This is a genomic window from Streptomyces sp. NPDC087215, assembly GCF_044744885.1.
In the GTDB taxonomy this organism is placed as follows: domain Bacteria; phylum Actinomycetota; class Actinomycetes; order Streptomycetales; family Streptomycetaceae; genus Streptomyces.
Window position 1 is genome coordinate 227,439 of the sequence record NZ_JBIUZD010000005.1, and the last position, 15,334, is coordinate 242,772.

Consider the following 15,334-nt stretch of genomic DNA (forward strand, 5'->3'; position numbering starts at 1 on the left):
ACGAGGAGGTCAGGGCCGGTGGAGCCGTGTTGGATGGGTACGTGACCCTCCCCCGCCCGCACCGCGTCGACCTGATCATCGCGTTCTCGGGGCTCGCCTGCGGCCTGCTCCTGTGGTCCTTCGGGCTCCACACCGCCAGTGACCGGATCTTCGATCAGCGGTGGGCCACGCTCGTCCCGCTGGCCGTGACGGCCGCCATGGAGGCACTGCGCCGCGTCCTGCCGCAGACGGCCCTGACCGTCGGCACGCTGGCGATCGTGGCGGACCAGTTCACCAACGGCAACCTGGTCACCGTCCTGATGTTCACGGACCTCGTCTACGCGGCCGTGGTGTACGGCTCCCCCGCCTCCGCCCGGCGCGTCCCCTACAGCACCGGCCTGGTGACCGTCGCCGTCACGATCGGCTTCCTCGTCTGGTGGCAGAACGCCATCGCGCTGCTCGTCGGCGTGATCACCGGCATGATCTCCTTCCTGCCCGCCGTGACCGGCTCCATCGTGCGCAACCACCGCGAGGCCGCCGAGGCGGCCCGGCTGCGGGCCGAACAGACCGCGCTGCTCGCCGAGATGGACCGGGCGCAGGCGGTGGTGGCCGAGCGGGCGCGGATGGCCCGCGAACTGCACGACATGGTCGCCAACCACCTCTCGGCCATCGCCATCCACTCGACGGCGGCACTCTCGCTCGACGAACCGGCCACCACCCGGCAGGCGTTGACCGTGATCCGGGAGAACAGCGTGGCGGGTCTCGCGGAGATGCGGCGGCTGATCGGGCTGCTCCGGGACAGCGGCGGGGACACCGAGCCCACCGCGGCACCGACCCTCGCCGCGCTGGACGCCCTGGTCGAGCAGGCGCGGGCGAACGCCCGGCCGAGCGGCCTCGTCCTGGTCCTCGACGACACCCGGGAGACCGGTGCCGGACTTCCGGCGCCGGTGGAGCTGGCCGCGTACCGGATCGTGCAGGAGTCCCTGACGAACGCGCTCAAGCACGCCGCCCCCGGCGAGGTCAGGGTGGCGCTCGCCCGGGAGGAACGGCTCCTCGCGGTGGAGGTGACGAGCCCGTACGGGGAGCGTCCCGGCCCCACGGCGCCCGGCTCGGGGGCCGGTCTGGTGGGGATGCGGGAACGGACGGCCCTGCTCGACGGGGTGTTCGAGGCCGGTCCGGTGACGGACGGCGAGGGCCGGAGAAGATGGCGGGTCAGGGCGGAACTGCCCGTGGGCGCGAGTGACGAGGAGCGGCAGTGACGGTAAGGGTCGTGGTGGCGGAGGACCAGTCGGCGGTACGGGCGGGCCTCGTGCTCATCCTGGGCAGCGCACCGGACATCGAGGTCGTCGGGGAGGCGGCGGACGGCGAGCGCGCGGTGGAGCTGGCCCGCGAACTCCGCCCGGACCTGGTCCTGATGGATGTGCAGATGCCCCGGATGGACGGGGTGACGGCGACCGGGATCGTGGTGGCGGAGGGCCTCGCGGACGTCCTCGTGCTGACCACCTTCGATCTGGACGCGTACGTCTTCGGGGCCCTGCGGGCGGGCGCCGCGGGTTTCCTGCTGAAGAACGCGGAGGCACGGGAGCTGATCGAGGCGGTCCGGACGGTGGGGCGCGGCGAGGGGCTGATCGCTCCGGCGGTGACCCGGCGGCTGATCGCGGAGTTCGCGGCGACGGGCCGTCCGGCGGCGCGGTCGGCGCGGGGGACCGACCCGGCCGTGCTCGACGTCCTGACGCCCCGGGAGCGCGAGGTGCTGTCGGTGCTGGGCCAGGGCCTGTCGAACGCGGAGATCGCGGTACGTCTGGACATGGCGGAGGCGACGGTGAAGACCCACGTCAGCAAGGTGCTGGGCAAGCTGGACCTGCGGAGCAGGGTGCAAGCGGCCGTGCTGGCGCAGGAGTTGGGGGTTTAGAAGAACTTTGCCGACGATGGTCTGGACCTCTTGACGATTGGTCCAGACCTTCCTACGCTCGGCGGGCGCGCGCATCTTCACGGACCACCCCCACCTTTGTCCGCTACTTGAGGAGCACCGTTGAGCACTCAAGCACTGACGCGCAGTACAGGGTTCAGACGTCGCACCGCCGCCGGTCTGACCGCCCTGATCCTGCCCCTGGCCGCGATGGTCGGCCTCGCCACCCCCGCAGAGGCCGCGGCCTCTGCCACCGCCACGTTCACGAAGACCCAGGACTGGGGCTCCGGGTTCACCGGCAGCTGGACGGTCAAGAACACCGGCACGACCAGCCTCAGCTCCTGGAACGTCGAGTGGGACTACCCCGCCGGCACCGCGGTGACCTCCGCCTGGGACGCCACCGTCACGGGCGCGGCGAACCACTGGACGGCGAAGAACCTCGCCTGGAACGGGACCCTTGCCCCCGGCGCCAGCGTGACCTTCGGCTACAACGGCACCGGCTCCGGCGCGCCCACCGGCTGTAAGATCAACGGCGCCTCCTGTGACGGCTCCCAGCCGGGCGACACCCCGCCCTCCGCCCCCGGCACCCCCGTCGCCTCCGACATCACCAACACCGGGGTGAAGCTCACCTGGTCGGCGGCCACCGACGACAAGGGCGTCAAGAACTACGACGTCCTGCGCGACGGCACGAAGGTGACCACCACCACCGCTCTCACCTACACGGACAGCGGTCTCACGGCGGGCACCGACTACTCGTACACGGTCGTCGCCCGCGACACCATCGACCAGACCGGCCCCACCGCCGGTCCGGTCCCCGTCCGCACCACCGGTGGCGGCGGCAACCCGCCCCCGAACGCCATCAAGATGGGTTACTTCACCAACTGGGGCGTCTACGGGCGCAACTACCACGTGAAGAACATCGTGACCTCGGGCTCCGCGCCCAAGATCACCCACATCAACTACGCGTTCGGCAACGTCCAGGGCGGCAAGTGCACCATCGGTGACGCCTACGCCGACTACGACAAGGCGTACACCGCCGACCAGTCCGTCGACGGCGTCGCCGACACCTGGGACCAGCCGCTGCGCGGCAACTTCAACCAGCTGCGCAAGCTGAAGAAGGCCTACCCGAACATCAAGGTCCTCTGGTCCTTCGGCGGCTGGACCTGGTCCGGCGGCTTCGGCCAGGCCGTGCAGAACCCGGCCGCGTTCGCGCAGTCCTGCTACGACCTGGTGGAGGACCCGCGCTGGGCCGACGTCTTCGACGGCATCGACCTGGACTGGGAGTACCCGAACGCCTGCGGTCTCACCTGTGACACCAGCGGCGCCGCGTCCTTCAAGAACATGATGCAGGCCATGCGCGCCAAGTTCGGCGCCAACTACCTCGTCACGGCGGCCGTCACGGCCGACGCGTCCACCGGCGGCAAGATCGACGCCGCGGACTACGCCGGCGGGGCGCAGTACATGAACTGGTTCAACGTCATGACGTACGACTTCTTCGGCGCCTGGGCGGCCAAGGGCCCGACCGCCCCGCACTCCCCGCTCACCTCGTACACCGGCATCCCGCAGGCGGGCTTCAACTCCGCCGAGGCGATAGCCAAGTTCAAGGCGAAGGGCGTCCCGGCCAACAAGCTGCTGCTCGGCATCGGCTTCTACGGCCGCGGCTGGACCGGCGTCACCCAGTCCGCCCCGGGCGGCACGGCGACCGGCCCGGCGCAGGGCACCTACGAGCAGGGCATCGAGGACTACAAGGTCCTCAAGAACTCCTGCCCGGCCAACGGCACCGTCGCGGGCACGGCCTACGCCCACTGCGGCACCAACTGGTGGAGCTACGACACCCCGGCCACGGTCACGTCCAAGATGGGCTGGGCGAAGAACCAGGGCCTGGGCGGCGCGTTCTTCTGGGAGTTCAGCGGTGACACCAGCAACGGCGAACTCGTCGGCGCGATCAACTCCGGTCTGAACTAACCGCACGAGGGTCTGACCCACCCGCTCGAACGACGAAGCGGGGGCCGGCGCACCGCGCCGACCCCCGCTTCCTCACTTCCCGGGACGAACGACCCGCCCGAACGGCGTTCACCCTCCGCGACTTCCTCCGGGGGCACCCCCACCGACGGGCGGGGAACTACGCGACGTTCACCCTCTGCCCGGGGGGCGCCGCCTCCAGCCAGGCCATGAAACCCGTACGGGCGTCCTCGCTCATCGCGAGTTCCAGACGGACGCCCTCGTACATACAGGGCTGGACGACCATGTCGGACAGGAGCGCCAGCTCCTCCTCGCCCTCCGGCATCCGCCGCTCCAGGGCCACGATCGAGGCCCGCTCCAGGACCCGGCGCGGGCGCGGCGCGTACGAGAAGACCCGGTACCAGGCGATCTCGTCGCCGCTGTACCGGGCCACTCCGTACACCCAGCCCTTGCCGCTCGGGTCCGGCACGTCCGGGACGTTCCAGTGCAGTGAACAGTCGAACGTGCCGCCGGCGCGCTGGATCAGTCTCCGGCGCAGACCGAAGACGAAGAGCCCGATCACCACCAGTGCGACGACCAGGCCGCACACGAGCAGAGCGAGGAACATCTTCACCGACCTCCTCGCTGCGTCCCGTGGCCGGCACCGCCGGCACCACCCGATACACCCTGCATCTGCATCGCCTCAGCCGCGGCACGCTCCGGAAAATTCCGGACCGTGCCGCGGCTGAGGGCACTACTACTCGGCGCGGACCGTCAGCGGACGGACACCGCGCGCAGCCGGACCTCGGCGCGCCGCTCGGCGGCACCGTCGGAGTCCGTCTTCGCCCGCTCCAGCGCGCGCTCGGCACGCTGGGCGTCGATCTCGTCCGCCAGCTCGCAGATCTCCGCGAGCAGAGACAGCTTGTCGTCGGCGAACGAGAGGAATCCTCCGTGGACGGCGGCGACGACGGTCCCGCCCTCACTCGTACGGATGGTCACCGGGCCCGACTCCAGCACACCGAGCAGCGGCTGGTGGCCGGGCATGACGCCGATGTCGCCGGAGGTGGTACGTGCGATGACCAAGGTGGCCTCGCCGGACCAGACACTCCGGTCCGCGGCGACCAGCTCGACGTGCAGCTCAGCAGCCAAGGGTGGCTCCTCGGGTCACCACCCGGCGCTCGTGCCGGGTGTTGGGGTCAATTCTAGGGGGCGTGGTGAGGGGGGCGGGACCTGTCCCGCCCCCCTCGGAGAGCACGGGGCTCAGGAGACGCCCAGCTCCTTGGCGTTGTTCTTGAGGTCCTCAAGGCCACCGCACATGAAGAACGCCTGCTCCGGGAAGTGGTCGAACTCACCGTCACAGATCGCGTTGAACGCGGCGATCGACTCGTCGAGCGGAACGTCCGAACCGTCCACACCGGTGAACTGCTTCGCCGCGTGGGTGTTCTGGGACAGGAAGCGCTCGACACGGCGGGCGCGGTGGACAACGAGCTTGTCCTCCTCGCTCAGCTCGTCGATACCGAGGATCGCGATGATGTCCTGGAGGTCCTTGTACTTCTGCAGGATCCCCTTGACGCGCGTGGCGGCGTCGTAGTGCTCCTGCGCGATGTAGCGCGGGTCCAGGATCCGGGACGTGGAGTCCAGCGGGTCCACGGCCGGGTAGATGCCCTTCTCGGAGATCGGACGGGAGAGAACCGTCGTCGCGTCGAGGTGGGCGAAGGTGGTCGCCGGCGCCGGGTCGGTGAGGTCGTCGGCGGGGACGTAGATCGCCTGCATCGAGGTGATCGAGTGACCACGGGTCGAGGTGATGCGCTCCTGGAGGAGACCCATCTCGTCGGCCAGGTTCGGCTGGTAACCCACCGCGGAGGGCATCCGGCCGAGCAGGGTCGACACCTCGGAACCGGCCTGGGTGAAGCGGAAGATGTTGTCGATGAAGAACAGCACGTCCTGCTTCTGCACATCGCGGAAGTACTCCGCCATGGTCAGACCGGCGAGGGCCACGCGCAGACGGGTGCCCGGGGGCTCGTCCATCTGGCCGAAGACCAGCGCGGTCTTGTCCAGGACGCCGGACTCCTCCATCTCGGCGATGAGGTCGTTGCCCTCACGGGTGCGCTCACCCACGCCGGCGAAGACGGAAACGCCCTCGTGCAGCTTCGCCACACGCATGATCATTTCCTGGATCAGCACGGTCTTGCCGACACCGGCACCACCGAACAGACCGATCTTTCCACCCTTGACGTACGGGGTGAGAAGGTCGACGACCTTCAGGCCGGTCTCGAACATCTCGGTCTTCGACTCGAGCTGGTCGAACGCCGGGGCCTTGCGGTGGATCGGCCAGCGCTCGCCGACCTCCGACTCCGCCTCGGGGTCGTTCAGGATCTGGCCCAGCGTGTTGAACACGCGGCCCTTGGTGACGTCACCGACGGGCACCGTGATGCCGTTGCCGGTGTTCACCACGGGGGCCTGGCGGACCAGACCGTCGGTGGGCTGCATCGAGATGGTACGGACGATGCCGTCACCGAGGTGCTGCGCGACCTCGAGGGTCAGCGTCTTCTTCGCGCCCTCCTCGGCCGGGTCGGCGACCTCGACGTGCAGGGCGTTGTAGATCTCCGGCATCGCGTCGACGGGGAACTCCACGTCGACGACCGGGCCGATGACCCGGGCGACGCGGCCCGTGGCGGCGGCCGTCTCAACAGTGGTCGTCATTACTTGTCACTCCCCGCGGTCGCGTCGGCGAGGGCTGCGGTGCCACCGACGATCTCGCTGATTTCCTGGGTGATTTCGGCCTGGCGGGCCGCGTTGGCAAGTCGGGAGAGGTTGTTGATCAAGTCTCCCGCGTTGTCGGTAGCCGACTTCATCGCGCGGCGCGTGGCGGCGTGCTTGGAGGCAGCCGACTGGAGCAGCGCGTTGTAGATGCGGCTCTCGACGTAGCGCGGCAGCAGGGCGTCGAGGACGTCCTCCGCCGACGGCTCGAAGTCGAACAGCGGGCGGAGGGTGTCCGGCTCGCCGGCCTCCTTCGCCACCTCGTCGAGGCTGAGGGGCAGCAGCCGGGCCTCGACCGCCGTCTGGGTCATCATCGAGACGAACTCGGTGTAGACGATGTGGAGCTCGTCCACTCCGCCCTCGGCCGTGTCCTTCTCGATCGCCTCGATCAGCGGTGCCGCGATCTTCTTGGCGTCCGCGTACGTGGGCTCGTCCGTGAAGCCGGTCCACGTGTCGCTCAGCTTCCGCTCACGGAAGTTGAAGTGCGCGACACCACGGCGGCCGACGACATAGATGTCGACCGCGCGGCCCTCGCCCTCCAACTGCTTGATGAGCTTCTCCGCCGCCTTGATGGCGTTGGAGTTGAAGGCACCGGCCAGACCGCGGTCGCTCGAGAGGAGCAGGACCGCGGCACGGCTCGGGTTGGCCACCTCTGTGGTCAGCGGGTGCTTGTCGTTCGCACCCGTGGCCACCGCCGTGACCGCGCGGGTCAGCTCGGTCGCGTACGGGGTCGAGGCCTGCACCTTGCGCTGCGCCTTGACGACACGCGAGGCGGCGATCATCTCCATCGCCTTGGTGATCTTCTTCGTCGCGGTGACGGATTTGATGCGACGCTTGTAGACCCGGAGCTGCGCTCCCATGAGTCAGGTCCCTTCCGTCGTCACTTCGAGACGTTGACGGCGGCGGGAGCGTCCACGCCGAGCAGCTTGCCGTCAGAGGTCTCGAACTGCTTCTTGAACTCCGCGATGGCGTCGGCGACGGACGTCAGAGTGTCGTCCGACATCTTCTTGCCCTCACGGATGGAGGTCATCAGGCCGGAGTGCTTCTGACGCAGGTGCGCCAGCAGCTCCGCCTCGAAGCGACGGATGTCGGCGACCGGGACGTCGTCCATCTTGCCCGTGGTGCCGGCCCAGACCGAGACGACCTGGTTCTCCGTGGGCATCGGCTGGTACTGAGCCTGCTTGAGCAGCTCGACCATCCGCTGACCGCGCTCCAGCTGCGCCTTCGAGGCCGCGTCCAGGTCGGAACCGAAGGCCGCGAAGGCCTCCAGCTCACGGAACTGGGCGAGGTCGACACGGAGGCGACCGGCGATCTGCTTCATGGCCGGGTGCTGGGCGGAGCCACCGACTCGGGAGACCGAGATACCGACGTTCAGGGCCGGACGCTGTCCGGCGTTGAACAGGTCGGACTCCAGGAAGCACTGGCCGTCGGTGATGGAGATGACGTTGGTCGGGATGAACGCCGAGACGTCGTTGGCCTTCGTCTCGACGATCGGCAGACCGGTCATCGAACCGGCACCCAGCTCGTCCGAGAGCTTCGCGCAGCGCTCGAGCAGACGCGAGTGCAGGTAGAAGACGTCACCCGGGTAGGCCTCACGGCCCGGCGGGCGGCGCAGCAGCAGCGACACGGCGCGGTAGGCGTCGGCCTGCTTCGACAGGTCGTCGAAGACGATCAGGACGTGCTTGCCCTGGTACATCCAGTGCTGGCCGATGGCGGAACCGGTGTACGGCGCCAGGTACTTGAAGCCGGCCGGGTCGGACGCCGGGGCGGCGACGATCGTCGTGTACTCGAGCGCACCCGCCTCTTCCAGCGCGCCACGCACCGAGGCGATGGTGGAGCCCTTCTGGCCGACGGCGACGTAGATGCAGCGGACCTGCTTGTTCACGTCGCCCGAGCGCCAGTTGTCGCGCTGGTTGATGATCGTGTCGATGCACAGAGCGGTCTTGCCGGTCTGGCGGTCGCCGATGACCAGCTGACGCTGGCCGCGGCCGACCGGGGTCATGGCGTCGACGGCCTTGTAACCGGTCTCCATCGGCTCGTGCACCGACTTACGGGCCATCACGCCCGGGGCCTGCAGCTCGAGGGCGCGGCGGCCCTCGGTCGCGATCTCGCCGAGACCGTCGATCGGGTTGCCGAGCGGGTCGACGACGCGACCCAGGTATCCCTCACCGACACCGACGGAGAGGACCTCGCCGGTGCGCTGCACCGACTGTCCCTCCTCGATGCCGCTGAACTCGCCGAGGACGATCGCACCGATCTCGCGCTCTTCGAGGTTCAGCGCGAGACCGAGGGTGCCGTCCTCGAACTTCAGCAGCTCGCTCGCCATGGCCGAGGGAAGACCCTCGATCTTGGCGATGCCGTCGCCGGCCAGGCTGACCGTGCCGACCTCCTCGCGCGAGGCCGCGTCCGGCTGGTACGACTGGACGAAGTTCTCCAGTGCGTCCCGGATCTCCTCCGGCCGGATCGTGAGCTCCGCCATCTGGGTTCCCTGCTCTCCTTGTTGGGCCCGAAGTTTCTTAAGGGGTCTGGGGGCCGACCCCCAGGAATCTTCTGCAGTTTCTGCACGGCCCAACCGGGCCGCTGGTGATGCTGTTGTTCTGCTGGCTGTCGTCAGCCGGCCAGTCGACGGGTCGCCTCGTCGAGGCGCTCCGAGATCGAGCCGTTGATGACCTCGTCACCGATGCGCACCGTGATCCCGCCGAGGACCGTGGGGTCCACGTCCAGGTTCAGGTGCATCTCGCGGCCGTACAGCTTGGCGAGTACGGCACCGAGGCGCTGCTTCTGCTGGTCCGACAGCGGCACCGCCGAGGTGACGACGGCGACCATCCGGTTCCGGCGCGCCGCGGCGAGCTTGGAGAGGGACTCGAGTCCCGCTTCCAGGCTACGTCCCCGGGGCTGGGTCACCAGACGGACGACCAGGCGCTCCGTGGCGGCGTGGGCCTTGCCGCCGAGCAGGCTGCGGAGCAGCTCGCCCTTGGCGGTGGCCGTGGCGGCCTTGTCCGTCAGCGCCGAGCGCAGCTCGGGGCTGGAGGACACGATCCGGCCGAACCGGAACAGCTCGTCCTCGACGTCGTCGAGGGCGCCCGCCCGCTGGGCCGCGGTGAGGTCGGCGATGTCCGCCAGCTCCTCGGTCGCGTCGACCAGGTCGCGCGAGCGCGACCAGCGGGAACGCACCGTGCCCGACACCAGGTCGGCGGTCTCGCCGCCCACCTGACCGGCCAGGAGTCGCTGCGCGAGCTCGGCCTTGGCCTCACCCGGCTGTGCGGGGTCGGTCAGGACCCGGCGCAGCGACACCTCGCGGTCGAGCAGCACGGTGACGGCGGCCAGCTCGTCCGCGAGCTTCTTGGCGTCGACCGAGGTGTTGTCGGTCAGCGCGTCGAGGGACTCGCGTGCGGCGGACAGTGCCTCGCGGCTCGCTCCGTTCATCGGACGGCCTCGGCCTTCTCCTCGAGCTCGTCGAGGAAGCGGTCGATCGTCCGGCTCTGGCGGGCGGAGTCCTCGAGGGACTCGCCGACCAGCTTGCCGGCCAGATCGGTGGCGAGCTTGCCCACGTCCTGGCGCAGCGACGCGGACGCGGACTTGCGGTCGGCCTCGATCTGGGCGTGGCCGGCGGCGATGATCTCTTCGCGCTGGCGCTGGCCTTCCGCCTTCATCTCCTGGATGATCGCGGTGCCCTGCTCCGTCGCCTCCTGGCGAAGACGCGCGGCCTCGTGGCGGGCCTCGGCGAGCTGGGCCTTGTACTGCTCCAGCACGCTCTGAGCCTCGATCTGGGCCGACTCGGCCTTCTCGATGCCACCCTCGATGGCCTCGCGACGCTGCTCCAGAACCTTGTTGATGTTCGGGAGGAGCTTCTTGGCGAGGAAGCCGAAGACGATCACGAAGGCGATCAGGCCGATGACGAGCTCATCGACGTACGGGATGAGCGGAGGCTGCTCCTCCGCCGCTGCCGCAAGAAGCAGAGCGTTCACATCAGTGCCTTCCGTAAATGTGGGGCTGCCGGTCCGGCTTACTTGTAGACGAAGCCCATGACGATGCCGATGAGGGCGAGCGCCTCACAGAAGGCGAAACCCATGATCTGGTTGGTGCGGATCAGGCCGGCAGCCTCGGGCTGGCGGGCGAGGGCCTGGGTGCCGTTACCGAAGATGATGCCGACGCCGACGCCGGGGCCGATGGCCGCGAGGCCGTAGCCGATGGAGGCGACGTTTCCGTTGACGGCGGCGAGAGTCTCGAGAGCGGACATGCCGGTTCTTCCTTCTCTTTCAAGGACCCGGTGGGGGTTGGCCACCGGACGACTGTTGGTAAAGGGGGGGTGCTGCTGCCGGTCGGGGCCGGACTCAGTGGTGCTCGGCGAGCGCGCCCTGCACGTAGCTGCAGGCCAGGAGCACGAAGACGTACGCCTGGACGGCCTGGATGAAGAGCTCGAACGCCGTCATCACGAGAACCATCACGAACGAGGCGCCGGCGTAGACGAAGCCGAGACCGTTCAGGAGGTAGTACGTGGCGAGCGAGAACATCACGATGAGCAGGTGACCGGCGAACATGTTCGCGAACAGTCGGACCGCGTGCGTGAAGGGCCGGATCAGCAGGTTCGAGAAGAACTCGAGAACCATGACCAGCGGCAGGATCGGGCCGAGCGACTTGTCGTAGCCGACGATGTTCTTCCAGCCGCCGACGAAGCCGTGCTTCTTGAAGGTCAGCGACACCCAGAGGACGTAGACGATCAGCGCGAGGGCCGCCGGGAAGGCGATCAGCGAGGTGACCGGGAACTGGGCGAGCGGGATGATCGACCAGAGGTTGAGGATCCACACGAAGAAGAACAGCGACACCATCAGCGGGACGTACTTCTCGCCGTCCTTCTTGCCGATGATCTCGTAGACGATGCCGCGGCGCACGAAGTCGTACCCGGCCTCGCCGACCATCTGCATCTTGCCGGGGATCAGCTTGGGCTTGTTGAAGGCGGCCCAGAAGAACCCGACGACCACGATCGAACCCAGGATCGCGAGCAGCATCGGCTTGGAGAAGTCGAAGCCACCCACGGAGAACATGGGCTCGTACATGAACGTGTGCAGGCCCGGCGCCGGGAAGCCACATCCGGTGAAGATGTGGCAATCCGGGTCGAAGGCAAGCGTCTGGTCAGCACTCACCGCGGGCTCCTTCAGCGTGGCGCATAGGTACGGCAACCTCGTTGTGTCGGCGCGGCGAGAAGCCGCGGGTCGGCACTGGACTGGTCATACGGATTAGGGGGCGGCGGTTCGGCATCGAGCCTCGCGCTGGGACAGGCGTCTCGGATGCCCGCGCCCGCAGTGCCGCAGTTGGCACCGGACGATAGCAGGAAGCCGAACGCGGCTTTATCCCGGCCCTACCCTTCACGACTTCGGCCCCGTCTTGTCGGGGTCGATGTACATGATCTTGGCCTTCATGTACGCACGCGCCTGCGCGGCGACCCACACCACGGTTGTCGCCAGGAGCGTGAAGGCGAAGGCCTTGAAGTCGAACAGTGTCGTGTCCTTGAACAAGGCCAGGAAGATGAAGAGCAGCAGCAGCTGCGCCACGTAGAGCATGAGCCCCATGGCCTGGAACAGCTGCGGCAGAGACCTCGCCGTCCGCTGGAGCACCACGAGCCCGATCCCCATGAAGAGGACCACGACCAGGGTGCCGGCGACAGCGCCGAGCGCGCCCTTGCCGCCGCCGACGACACCCGCGATCACCGTGGCGAGTGCGCCGACGGCGAGCGTGGGTACGGCGGTGTGCAGCAGGGTGCGTACGTCGTTGGACGGCATGGCGGTGTCTCCGCAAGTGATGGAGGGGGCGATGGTGTCGTCATGGACGAGCGTAATCCCGGTCCGAGGTGGGTCTCGGGGCCAACAGACCGTCGCACTACGGTCTTTCGGCACTGTCGCCGGGTCTCGTGAACCGTATCACAAACTATTTGAATAGGTCTTTACCCATAAGGTGTGCCAACAGTCACACATGAGAGTGAGCGCGCGCGTGTGTGCGCGACAGCGTGACGCTTCGTCTGCTAATGACCGCGTACGCGGCCTTCGTCAACTCGGCGTTCCGGCCTTCCGCCTATCGGTGAAGCGCGCGCGGTTGCCGATGGCCGTCGAGCCGTGGAGCCCCGCCGGTACCGGAACGCACTCCTCCTCGACCACCACGGGCTCCGGAACGGCCTCCCGGGCGGCCGGGACCGGCTTGCGGCGGCGGTAGCGCGGCGGCACCACGGACTCCGCCCAGCGGGGCGCCCTCGGCGTGAAGCGCGGCAGCAGGAGCAGGACGAGGCCGATCGCGCTGAGCACGACCACGGACAGGACGATCCACATGGACGCCGAGTGCACCGAGTAGGCGAGCGTCCCGAAGGCGATGAGCGCCGACCAGAAGTACATGATCAGGACCGCGCGGCTGTGCGAGTGCCCGACCTCCAGGAGCCGGTGGTGCAGATGCCCCCGGTCGGCCGCGAACGGCGACTGGCCCTTCCAGGTGCGCCGCACGATCGCCAGGACCAGGTCCGCCATCGGGATCGCGATGATCGTCAGCGGCAGCACCAGCGGGATGAAGACGGGCAGCGCCGCGTGGGTCGCCTCCCGGGTCGAACCCTCGAACATCTTGAGCGCGTCCGGGTCCACCTGGCCGGTGATCGAGATCGCCGAGGCCGCCAGGATCAGACCGATCAGCATCGAGCCCGAGTCACCCATGAAGATCCGCGCCGGATGCATGTTGTGCGGCAGGAAGCCCAGGCACATGCCCATGAGGATCACGGTGAACAGCGTCGCGGGGGCCGCCGCCTCGATCGTGTAGCCGTACCAGAGGCGGTACGCGTACAGGAAGAACGCGGCGGCGGCGATGCACACCATGCCCGCGGCGAGGCCGTCGAGACCGTCGACGAAGTTGACCGCGTTGATCGTCAGGACGACCAGGGCCACGGTCAGGAGCGTGCCCTGTCCCGGCGTCAGCGAGACCACGCCGACGCCCGGGATCGGCAGCCACAGGATCGTCAGACCCTGCGCGACCATCACGCCCGCCGAGATCATCTGGGCGCCCAGCTTGATCAGCGCGTCCAGCTCGAACTTGTCGTCGAGGACGCCGATCAGCCAGATCAGGGCGGCACCGGAGAGCAGCGCGCGCGGCTCGTTCGACAGCTCGAAGACGCTGTTCAGGTTCTTCAGGTGGTCGGCGACGAGCAGTCCCGCGCACAGTCCGAAGAACATGGCGATGCCACCGAGCCGCGGAGTCGGTTCTCGGTGTACGTCGCGGGCGCGGATCTCCGGCATCGCCCCGGTCGCGATGGCGAACTTGCGCACCGGGCCGGTGAGGAGATACGTCACCGCGGCCGTCACACAGAGCGTCAGCAGGTAATCACGCACGGGCTGCCCCACAGGAATCGCTGGCCATCTCAGCCCCACACCCTAGCCGTGCATTCCATGTGCTTGGAGACACGCGGGGTCCCCGAACGGTTGCACGCGGACTTCCGCAGCCGTCCCTCAGCGCCCATACGGGGGAAATCGCCCGGTCAGTACCCGTACCTCCGCCCGTACCCGGGCGGTCTCCGCCGGGTCGTCGCGCAGCGCCGCGGTGAACAGCGCGGCGATCCGGGCCATCTCGGGGGCCCCCATCCCCTGCGTCGTCACCGCCGCCGTGCCCAGCCGGAGGCCGCGCGCCTCGCCGTGCGGCAGGGCGCAGGTGTCGAGGACGATCCCGGCGGCGGCGAGCCGGGCGCGGGCCGCCCGCCCGTCGGTACCGAGGGGGCCGGGATCGGCGGTGACGAGATGGGTGTCGGTGCCGCCGGTCGTCAGCGCGAAGCCCTCGGCGACGAGGGCGGCGGCGAGCACCCGGGCGTTCTCGACCACCTGATGGGCGTACGCGGTGAACGCCGGGGCGGACGCCTCGCCGAAGGCCACCGCCTTCGCCGCGATCGTGTGCATCTGGGCGCCGCCCTGGGTGAACGGGAACACCGCGCGGTCGATCCGCCCCGCGAGTTCCTCGCCGCACAGGATCATGCCGCCGCGCGGGCCGCGCAGCACCTTGTGGGTGGTCGCGCAGACCACGTCGGCGTACGGCACCGGGTTCGGCGCCGCTCCCCCGGCGACCAGGCCGATCGGATGGGCCGCGTCCACGACGAGGTAGGCGCCGACCTCGTCGGCGATCTCGCGGAAGACCGCGTGGTCGAGGTGGCGGGGGTAGGAGATCGAGCCGCACACGATCGCCTTGGGGCGGTGGTGGCGGGCGAGCGCGGCGACCTGTTCCAGATCGACGCGGCCGGTCTCGGGGTCGGTCCCGTAGGGGACGAAGTCGAACCAGCGGCCGGAGAAGTTCGCCGGGGAGCCGTGGGTGAGGTGCCCGCCGTGTTCGAGGCCCATGGCCAGGACGGTGTCACCGGGCCTGAGAAGGGCCGCGTACGCGGCCAGGACGGCCGCGGAGCCGGAGTGGCACTGGACGTTCGCGTGGGCGGCTCCGAAGAGCGCGGTGGCCCGCTCCACGGCGATCCGCTCGGCGGCGTCGGCGTACTCGCAGCCGCCGTGGTGACGGGCGCCCGGATAGCCCTCGGCGTACTTGTTGGCGAGCGGGGAGCCGAGGGCGGCGAGGACCGCGGGCGAGGTGAAGTTCTCCGCCGCGATCAGCTGGAGGTCCTCGGCCTGCCGCCGCGCCTCGCCGAACAGCACGTCGGCGATCTCCGGGTCCTGTCTGCGCAGGACGTCGAGTTCCTCGTCGGGGGGCGCGGTGACCGGCATGTCCCCAATGTAGGCACGC

Annotated in this window: 15 protein-coding genes; 3 read left to right on the forward strand and 12 right to left on the reverse strand. The window is 69.1% G+C overall.

The window, feature by feature from the left end; genetic code table 11:
- Window positions 1-41 precede the first annotated feature (41 nt).
- The 3 genes from ACIO92_RS16375 (at window position 42) to ACIO92_RS16385 (ending at window position 3,853) form a co-directional block, all read left to right on the forward strand.
- Window positions 42-1,238, forward strand: a complete 1,197-nt coding sequence (locus tag ACIO92_RS16375; protein ID WP_366442314.1) for a histidine kinase — start codon at window positions 42-44, stop codon at window positions 1,236-1,238.
- Window positions 1,235-1,891, forward strand: coding sequence for a response regulator transcription factor (locus ACIO92_RS16380; RefSeq protein WP_366442315.1), 657 nt, complete (start codon window positions 1,235-1,237; stop codon window positions 1,889-1,891). Before ACIO92_RS16375 ends, ACIO92_RS16380 begins: the two co-directional genes overlap by 4 nt.
- Window positions 1,892-2,098: 207 nt before the next feature.
- Window positions 2,099-3,853, forward strand: coding sequence for a glycosyl hydrolase family 18 protein (locus tag ACIO92_RS16385; RefSeq protein WP_402281858.1), 1,755 nt, complete (start codon window positions 2,099-2,101; stop codon window positions 3,851-3,853).
- A gap of 157 nt (window positions 3,854-4,010) precedes the next feature.
- Here ACIO92_RS16385 and ACIO92_RS16390 read toward each other — a convergent pair whose 3' ends face one another.
- From ACIO92_RS16390 to glyA, 12 genes are all read right to left on the reverse strand, one after another.
- Window positions 4,011-4,457, reverse strand: a complete 447-nt coding sequence (locus ACIO92_RS16390; protein WP_366442316.1) for a DUF2550 domain-containing protein — start codon at window positions 4,455-4,457, stop codon at window positions 4,011-4,013.
- 146 nt (window positions 4,458-4,603) lie between these two features.
- Complete coding sequence (locus tag ACIO92_RS16395; protein WP_366442317.1) at window positions 4,604-4,978, reverse strand: F0F1 ATP synthase subunit epsilon; 375 nt, start codon at window positions 4,976-4,978, stop codon at window positions 4,604-4,606.
- 111 nt (window positions 4,979-5,089) lie between these two features.
- Window positions 5,090-6,532, reverse strand: a complete 1,443-nt coding sequence (atpD, locus tag ACIO92_RS16400; RefSeq protein ID WP_366442318.1) for a F0F1 ATP synthase subunit beta — start codon at window positions 6,530-6,532, stop codon at window positions 5,090-5,092.
- Complete coding sequence (locus ACIO92_RS16405; protein WP_366442319.1) at window positions 6,532-7,449, reverse strand: F0F1 ATP synthase subunit gamma; 918 nt, start codon at window positions 7,447-7,449, stop codon at window positions 6,532-6,534. The genes atpD and ACIO92_RS16405 overlap by 1 nt, the downstream gene beginning before the upstream one ends.
- Before the next feature lie 20 nt (window positions 7,450-7,469).
- Window positions 7,470-9,068, reverse strand: coding sequence for a F0F1 ATP synthase subunit alpha (atpA, locus tag ACIO92_RS16410; protein WP_366442320.1), 1,599 nt, complete (start codon window positions 9,066-9,068; stop codon window positions 7,470-7,472).
- A 131-nt stretch (window positions 9,069-9,199) separates the two neighbouring features.
- Complete coding sequence (locus ACIO92_RS16415) at window positions 9,200-10,015, reverse strand: F0F1 ATP synthase subunit delta (protein ID WP_366442321.1); 816 nt, start codon at window positions 10,013-10,015, stop codon at window positions 9,200-9,202.
- Window positions 10,012-10,557: a F0F1 ATP synthase subunit B gene (locus tag ACIO92_RS16420; RefSeq protein ID WP_351781993.1), complete on the reverse strand. Its 546-nt coding sequence runs from the start codon at window positions 10,555-10,557 to the stop codon at window positions 10,012-10,014. Before ACIO92_RS16420 ends, ACIO92_RS16415 begins: the two co-directional genes overlap by 4 nt.
- Before the next feature lie 38 nt (window positions 10,558-10,595).
- A complete protein-coding gene (gene atpE, locus ACIO92_RS16425; protein ID WP_010474382.1) occupies window positions 10,596-10,829 on the reverse strand; it encodes an ATP synthase F0 subunit C in 234 nt (77 codons plus the stop codon).
- Window positions 10,830-10,923: 94 nt separating this feature from the next.
- Complete coding sequence (gene atpB / locus ACIO92_RS16430) at window positions 10,924-11,733, reverse strand: F0F1 ATP synthase subunit A (RefSeq protein ID WP_366442322.1); 810 nt, start codon at window positions 11,731-11,733, stop codon at window positions 10,924-10,926.
- Between the two features lie 222 nt (window positions 11,734-11,955).
- The gene (locus ACIO92_RS16435; protein ID WP_366442323.1) at window positions 11,956-12,369 is read right to left on the reverse strand and encodes a hypothetical protein; all 414 of its coding nucleotides are present in this window, start codon (window positions 12,367-12,369) and stop codon (window positions 11,956-11,958) included.
- A 264-nt stretch (window positions 12,370-12,633) separates the two neighbouring features.
- Entirely contained in the window at window positions 12,634-13,950 is a 1,317-nt protein-coding gene (locus tag ACIO92_RS16440) for an MraY family glycosyltransferase (protein WP_402281707.1), read from the reverse strand.
- A gap of 117 nt (window positions 13,951-14,067) precedes the next feature.
- Entirely contained in the window at window positions 14,068-15,315 is a 1,248-nt protein-coding gene (gene glyA, locus ACIO92_RS16445; protein ID WP_401236977.1) for a serine hydroxymethyltransferase, read from the reverse strand.
- Window positions 15,316-15,334 lie beyond the last annotated feature (19 nt).